The organism is Pseudomonas sp. GZD-222 (genome assembly GCF_049310525.1).
Lineage (GTDB): Bacteria > Pseudomonadota > Gammaproteobacteria > Pseudomonadales > Pseudomonadaceae > Aquipseudomonas.
The window spans coordinates 23,212-30,702 of the sequence record NZ_JBMOWO010000152.1 but is presented as its reverse complement, the minus strand read 5'-3'; the positions used below and the strand labels follow the sequence as shown (position 1 = coordinate 30,702).

Annotated in this window: 6 protein-coding genes; 3 read left to right on the top strand and 3 right to left on the bottom strand. The window is 60.9% G+C overall.

Features of this window, described 5'->3' with window-relative positions:
* Window positions 1-89: 89 nt before the first annotated feature.
* Window positions 90-314: a VF530 family DNA-binding protein gene (locus tag ACO6VD_RS27380; RefSeq protein WP_400173251.1), complete on the top strand. Its 225-nt coding sequence runs from the start codon at window positions 90-92 to the stop codon at window positions 312-314.
* A 4-nt stretch (window positions 315-318) separates the two neighbouring features.
* Window positions 319-972, top strand: coding sequence for a Pr6Pr family membrane protein (locus ACO6VD_RS27375; RefSeq protein WP_422417897.1), 654 nt, complete (start codon window positions 319-321; stop codon window positions 970-972).
* A gap of 9 nt (window positions 973-981) precedes the next feature.
* Here ACO6VD_RS27375 and ACO6VD_RS27370 read toward each other — a convergent pair whose 3' ends face one another.
* From ACO6VD_RS27370 to ACO6VD_RS27360, 3 genes are all read right to left on the bottom strand, one after another.
* Window positions 982-1,752 carry a siderophore-interacting protein gene (locus tag ACO6VD_RS27370; RefSeq protein WP_422417898.1) on the bottom strand — a complete coding sequence of 257 codons (771 nt, stop codon included), beginning with the start codon at window positions 1,750-1,752 and terminating at the stop codon, window positions 982-984.
* A complete protein-coding gene (locus tag ACO6VD_RS27365) occupies window positions 1,749-2,318 on the bottom strand; it encodes a PadR family transcriptional regulator (RefSeq protein WP_422417899.1) in 570 nt (189 codons plus the stop codon). The genes ACO6VD_RS27370 and ACO6VD_RS27365 overlap by 4 nt, the downstream gene beginning before the upstream one ends.
* A 170-nt stretch (window positions 2,319-2,488) precedes the next feature.
* Entirely contained in the window at window positions 2,489-5,623 is a 3,135-nt protein-coding gene (locus tag ACO6VD_RS27360) for a transglycosylase domain-containing protein (RefSeq protein WP_422417900.1), read from the bottom strand.
* A 438-nt stretch (window positions 5,624-6,061) separates the two neighbouring features.
* On the opposite strand from ACO6VD_RS27360, the gene ACO6VD_RS27355 reads away from it, so the two are divergent.
* Entirely contained in the window at window positions 6,062-7,483 is a 1,422-nt protein-coding gene (locus ACO6VD_RS27355; protein ID WP_422417901.1) for an amino acid permease, read from the top strand.
* The last annotated feature ends 8 nt before the right edge of the window (window positions 7,484-7,491 follow it).

Here is a 7,491-nt window from a genome sequence, read left to right as displayed (position 1 = left end):
AGCCCGCTCCCACCGCGCTGCGCTAGAATGTTTGTAGCCAGCCCCGCCCTGGGCTAAGGTGCGCACCTTTGATTCGCTGGAGCACAGGCATGACCACCGCCAACCCCAATCCGCTGCATGGCGTGACCCTGGAGCAGATCCTCACCGCACTGGTGGAGCACTACCAATGGGAAGGCCTGGCCGAGCGCGTTGATATCCGCTGCTTCAAGAGCGATCCGAGCATCAAGTCGAGCCTGACCTTCCTGCGGCGCACGCCTTGGGCCCGGGAGAAAGTCGAGCGGCTGTACCTCAAGCTGCAGCGCGGTCGCCGCTAACGCCATGGTCCGGCGCGAGGTCGTGATCGGCCTGGCGGCCTGTCTGGGCTGGAGTGCGTTGGCGATCCAGTTGTACCTGGTATTGCTGGTGCGCTGGCAGGAGCAGGCCAGCCTGATCGGCGGCCTGGTGAACTTCTTCAGTTACTTCACCGTGTTGACCAACACCCTGGTGGCGGTGGTGCTCAGCCAGGCGGCGTTCGGCAGGGACTGCGCTACGCGGCGCTGGTTGCTCTGCCCCTCGGTCAGCTCGGGCATTACCGCCAGTATTGTGCTGGTCGGGCTGGCCTACAGCCTGTTGTTACGCCATCTGTGGCAACCACAAGGCTGGCAGTGGGTGGCCGATGAGCTCTTGCACGATGTCATGCCGTTGCTGTTCGCAGGCTATTGGTGGTGTTGTGTGGAGAAGGGCAGCCTGCGGCTCAAACACCTGTTGGCATGGCTGCTGTATCCGGCGGGGTATTTTGCTTATGCGCTGATGCGCGGGCAGTCGATAGGGGTCTATCCCTATCCATTCATCGATGTAGCCACGCTTGGCTATGCGCAGGTGCTGCTCAATGCGCTGGCGATTGTTGTCGGCTTCATTGCCATCGGCTTGCTGATACTGGGCCTGGATCATTGGCAGGGCGGGCGCCTGGCCAAAGCCAGGACGCAACCCTGATGGTGCCTGTCACTCGTCGTCGTGCGGGTCGAGGCGCCAGTAGGCGGCAGCCTTGATCAGGTCTTCCTTGACGCCCTTTTCGTCGATCAGCAGACGCTTGGTCTTACGCGTCAGGGACTTCTCCAGGGCAACCCAGGCATACAACTGACCGGCAGGCAGGCTCAGGCCCTTTACCACCTCCAGCAGATCCTGCTGGTGTCGTTGTACCCAGATCACTTCCAGCTGCGCCCGGGTTTCCAGCGGTTGTTCTTCTTGTCCATCTTCGATCTCGATGACAGCGAGTACCTTGCGGCTGGCCGGCAGTTCTTCCAGGCGTCGGGCAATGGCCGGGATCGCCGTTTCGTCACCGATCAGCAGGTAGCTGTCGAAGATATCCGGCACCACCATCGAGCTGCGTGGCCCGGCAATGTTCAGGACCTGGCCGACTTCGGCCTGAGCGGCCCAGGTCGAGGCAGGGCCGTCGCCGTGCAGGACAAAGTCGATATCCAGCTCACCGGCAACCAGGTCGATACGCCGTGGGGTGTACTCACGCATGGTCGGGCGCAGGCCGTCGCGACTGAAGTCGAGGTTGTCCAGCGCCGCTTGTTCCTCTGCCGAACAGGCGAACATCAGTTTGACGTGATCGTCTGTGCCGACGCTGGTGAAGCCTTGCAGGTGCGGCCCGCCCAAGGTGATGCGGCGCATGCGCGGGGTCAGCTCGGTGACCCGCAGCACGTCCAGGCGGCGATGTTTGATCTCATGGTTGACGCGATGAATCGCGTTGTTTTCGCTGACACTCATTGCGGGTTCTCCGTAACGGTCGCAGTCGGCCCTGCGACGATGGCTTTGGCGGTGTTGTTGAGCAGGGTGCGTACCCGCTCGATTTCTTCCGGGTTCCAGCGGCCACTGTGCATCTGCAGGGCATGACGCAGGTTGTGTACCGCTTCGTGGATTTCCTGGGGCCGGTCGTGACCACACAGCGAGCGTTTACTGACTTCGATACGCATGCGCACGCCGTCGAGGGCGATCGATTGTTCGGCCAGGGACTCAAGCCCGGCAGGCGTGACGCTGTAGAGCTTTTTGCTGCCGTGGACCTGGCCGGTGATCAGTTCGCTTTCTTCGAGGAAGGTCAGGGTTGGGTAGATAACGCCGGGGCTTGGGCTGTAGTTGCCGCCGAACAGGCTTTCGATCTGGCGGATCAGGTCATAGCCGTGGCAGGGCTGCTCGGCGAGCATCGACAGCAGCAGCAGTTTCAGGTCGCCAGGGGCGAAGACCCGTGGACTGCGGTCACCACGCTCGCGGTTATGGCGGCGTTCGAAACCGTCATGACGTTCGCCATGGTCACGGTGGGGATGATGGTCACGCATGGAAGTCTCCGTTTGCGTTAGATGTATCTTTAGATATTACTCAAGATATATCTTAACGCAAGCATGAGAGTGAGAATATTTCTCATGAAGAAGAGTAAAGGGATGAACGGTGCCGGTCCCAAGTTCAAGCCCAGGCGTTTGTCGTCCGCCTGAGCCTTGATTCCATGGGCCTACTTTTGTGCCACTTGTGGCGCCTTGCACAGGGTATGGGTACCGGGTTGCAGGTACGGGGTGAGGATCGGTGCCATGCCTTTGAGCACTTGCACCGGCAGCGCCGAGGTGAACTTGAAGGACTCGGCGGCGCGGCCCGGCACGAAGGCGGTGAGGGTACCGAAATGGTTGTCACCGAGGAAGAACACGAAGGTTGCCGTGCGGTTGATCGCCTTCGAACCCAGCAGGCGGCCACCAGCTCCCCAGCTTTCGAGACGGTTGTCACCGGTGCCGGTTTTGCCGCCCATGACCATCGGTGTGCCGTCGTTGAGTTTGAAACTGCCGGATACACGCCGGGCGGTCCCGGCATCGACCACCTGCGAGAGGGCGCCGCGCAAGGCGCGGGCTACCTCCACCGAAAGCACGCGCTGACCGAGGTCTGGATCACCCGCCAGGCGCGTCTCATAAGGCGTATCGGCAGCAAAGTGCAAGGTATCGATTCGCAAGGTCGGCAGGCGGATGCCATCGTTCTGAATGATCCCGACCAGCTCGGCCAGTGCCGCCGGGCGGTCGCCGGAGCTACCGATGGCGGTGGCCAGCGAGGGCACCAGGTGATCGAAGGGGTAGCCGACGCGTTTCCAGCGCTGGTGGATATCGAGGAAGGCCTCGATTTCTACCAGGGTACGAATGCGGCTGTCGCGTGCGCCCTTGTGCCGGCTCTTGAACAGCCAGCTGTAGACTTCCTGGCGTTCGAACTGGCTGGCCTGCGCCGCATCCTGGAATTTCGCCGTTGGGTTGTTCAGCAGGTAGCCCATCAGCCACAGGTCCAGTGGGTGGACCTTGGCGACAAAGCCCTGGTCAGGCAGGTCAAATTTGCCGGGGCCGTAAGCGTAGTACATGTCGTCCAAGCGCTTGTCGGTGACCGTGTCCTGCTTGGTAGGGGCGCGCTTGGTCTCCTGCAGGTTCTTTTTCAGGTGGGCACGGACGAAGGCGTTGAAGGTGGCCTGGTCGGCTTCCGGGAACAGGTAGCGGTGTACGGCGGCCAGGCGAATCGGGGTGATGCGCAAGCCATCGAGGAAGGTATCCAGACGCTGTTGCGAGGTCTTGTTCTGGTATTTTTTCCAGAACCTGCGCAGGTAATCGGTACCTTCCTTGTCGGCAAAGCGTGCCAGGTATTCCTGGCGGCGCGGCTCGGCGTCGTCCTTGAGCAGTCTGATGCTGCTGCCCGGTGTCTGGTAGGTGCTGTAGCGCACCAGGTCGCGCATCAAGCGGATAAACGGCAGGTTGATCGATTCGCGCAGGGCGTCTTTGAGCGTTGGAATCCGACCGTTGTCTTCCTTGCGGAAGTTATTGAACACATGCATGCCGCCGCCGGTGAAGAAGGCCTCACCCGGGCTGGCCGAGTACTTGCGGTTAAGCGCGGCTTCGAGCATCGCGCTGATGTTGCGGTCCTTGTTCTGGATCAGGTAGTCGATGGCCCAGCGGGTGATGAAGTCCAGCTCGGCGACCTCGACTTTCTTCAGGTCGGCGGCAGGCGTATCGGCGTATTTGTCATGCAGCTCGGCGATGATTTCCAGGTAACTGGTCAGCACCCGCAGCTTGGCGGTGGAGCCCAGTTCCAGTTTGCTGCCCTCGTTGATGTCGAACGGCTGGTCGGTGCTGTCGGTTTGCACCCGCACCCGCGAACCGTTGGCGGTGCGTTCGAGCAGGGTAAAGCTGTAGCGCACCTGGGTAGTGGTGGTCGGGGTCAGCAAGCGCTCGCCAAACAGCCCGACCTTCTCGGCAACGGCCGGATCGGCGAGGTCCTTGAGGTATTGACTGACTTGCCCTTGCAGGTCGGATTGCAAGGTGCTGGTGGCCGACAGATCCAGACGGTCAAGGTCATACAGCGGCCGCGCCAGGGCCAGGGACAGCCGGCTGCGGGCGACGCTGATGCCTTTGTTGGTAACGATCGGCTGGATGGTCGGTTGTGCTACCCAGTCGCGGTAGATCGCTTTGCTGGCCAGTGCAGCGTCGGCCAGGGGGCGGTCGATGACATTGCTGGCGGCCAGCACCCGAATGTGGCTATCGGTCAGCTCGGCCAGTTCGTTGCGGCCCTTGGACAGGAAGTGCGAAGGGCGACGCTGGGCAATCATCAGCGACAGCACCTGGCGCAGGGCCAGACCGCGTGTGGCCATGCTCTCTGGATCGCTCTCGGTCGAGGCCAGGGCCTGGTTGACCTGAGCGAAGTCGGCGCCATACCAGACCCGCAGGCCCTCGGCCATACCGTGTACTTCGCCATGTCCCGGCACTGCCGACAGCGGCACGCTATTGAGGTAGTCACGGACGATGCGTTGCCGCGCTTCAATGGTTTGCGGGCCGCCCTGGTAGGCACGCACACTGGCGGAAATCATCTGGCGGATTTTCTCGCTGCCGGAGACGGTCAGGCCGTCAGGCGAGTGACGGTATTTTTCCAGCTGGGTGGCCAGGGTGCTGCCACCGGCGGACTGACCAGGCAGGGCCAGGTACTTGGCCACCTGGCTGTAGGCGGCTTTGGCAAAACGAGGCCAGTCCACCGCCGGGTTGGCATTGGGGTCATTGGGGTCGAGCAGGTCGCGGTTTTCGATGAACAGCAGGCTGTTGACGATGACCGGCGGGATGGAATCGAAATCCGGGTACAGGTACTGCGGGTAGTGGTATTGGTAAAGCACATCGCCCTTGCAGTCGGTGATCGACAGGCCAGTCTGGATCTTCTCTTTATAGGGCACGAAAAGACCGTGTTCGGTGTAGTCCATCAAGGCCGGGGAAAAATGCACTTGCTCGCTGATCACATAATCACGTTTGAGCAGCCGCGGCAGAAACTCCCCCAGTGCGCTGTAGCCCAGGCGCTTGTCGAAGGGCCCGTCTCCCGGATAGATGATGGCGTCGCTGGGGCCCGGCTGCAGGGAATAGGTCAAGGTTGAGGCGAGTTGGCTCAGCTCGCGTGACTGTAGGCGAGAGGTGTGCATTTCGTTGGCAATGGCCAGTCCCAGGGCAATCAGGGCGAGCAGCAGTACCAGCCAGACCAGCCGCCACCACAGACGACGTTGACGAGGGCTTTTCGGCAATGGCGATTCTTCAAGGGATTCAGTGGGAGTTTCCTTACTCGTTGGTTCCGATTGCCACAGTGCGCCCATAGTGTTCAGCCCGGCTACGTATTTTCGTCTTGCTTGCCTGAAGCTTAGACGGTGAGCGGATTTGGTGAAAAATTTGTAAGCCCTGTAGGGCCATTGCTGAAAAAGGCTAGGACCTGCGCCTTTGGTGGAGGTTGTAATGCCCCGTTTTGGTGCTATGTTAGCCGCCCTGTTTATCACCCTGGAGAAAACACGGGGAATGCCCCTCCGTGGATGCGGTTTTTGCCGAGAGTTCTCGCCAAATATCCTGCTCTTTATAGTGAAATGCCCTGCAGGGGCCTTTCTATACTGCTCGCCCCTTTCGCTTTGCCGGCAATTTGCGTGTCGGCAGACGGGACCGCTCACAAGGTGGTGCCCGGCAAGGCAGCGTATCCAGCCTATCGGCGGTACCAGGTCTGCACGAAGGGTCTATATCCAATAACAAAATGAGGTTGTATTTCTATGCCAGTCGGCAACCATCCTTCTCACGGTGAGACCGCCCAGGGCGGCCCGCTCAAGCGAGAACTCGGCGAGCGACATATTCGCCTGATGGCGCTGGGCGCCTGTATCGGTGTCGGCCTGTTCCTGGGGTCGGCCAAGGCCATTGAAATGGCCGGACCGGCAATCATGCTGTCCTACATCATCGGTGGCCTGGCGATCCTGGTGATCATGCGTGCCCTCGGTGAAATGGCCGTACACAATCCGGTCGCAGGTTCTTTCAGCCGTTATGCACAAGACTACCTCGGCCCATTGGCGGGCTTTTTGACCGGCTGGAACTACTGGTTCCTGTGGCTGGTGACCTGTGTCGCGGAAATCACTGCGGTGGCCATCTACATGGGCATCTGGTTCCCCGAAGTACCGCGCTGGATCTGGGCCCTGGCGGCGCTGGGCAGCATGGGCGCGATCAACCTGATCGCGGTCAAGGCCTTCGGTGAGTTCGAGTTCTGGTTCGCCCTGATCAAGATCGTCACCATTATTGCCATGGTCCTCGGTGGCATCGGTGTCATTGCCTTCGGTTTTGGCAACGACGGCGTGGCGATGGGCATCTCCAACCTCTGGAGCAACGGCGGCTTCATGCCCAACGGCCTGACCGGTGTGCTGATGTCGCTGCAGATGGTGATGTTCGCCTACCTGGGCGTAGAAATGATCGGCCTGACTGCCGGTGAAGCGCGCAACCCGCAAAAAACCATTCCTCAGGCCATCGGTTCGGTGTTCTGGCGCATCCTGCTGTTCTATGTCGGTGCGCTGTTCGTGATCCTGTCGATCTACCCGTGGAACGAAATCGGCAGCCAGGGCAGCCCGTTCGTGATGACTTTCGAGCGTCTGGGCATCAAGACGGCTGCCGGTATCATCAACTTCGTGGTGATCACCGCGGCGCTGTCGTCGTGCAACGGCGGTATCTTCAGCACCGGGCGTATGCTCTACAGCCTGGCGCAGAACGGTCAGGCGCCGGCAACCTTCGCCCGTACCTCGAGCAACGGCGTGCCGCGTAACGCCTTGCTGCTGTCCATCGCAGCACTGTTGCTGGGCGTACTGGCCAACTACCTGGTGCCGGAGAAAGTCTTCGTCTGGGTAACCGCCATTGCTACCTTCGGGGCGATCTGGACCTGGGTGATGATCCTGCTGGCACAGCTGAAATTCCGTGCCGGTCTGAGCGAAACCGAGCGCGCCGCATTGAAATACCGCATGTGGCTGTGGCCGCTGAGCTCCTACCTGGCGCTGGCGTTCCTGATCCTGGTGGTTGGCCTGATGGCTTACTTCGAGGAGACCCGCGTGGCGCTGTACATCGGCCCGGCGTTCCTGGTGATGCTGACGGTGCTGTACTACGTGTTCAAGCTGTCGCCTAAAGCTGACAACGTGCAGCTGGCGCGTTCCGCGTCGTGATGTAGAAA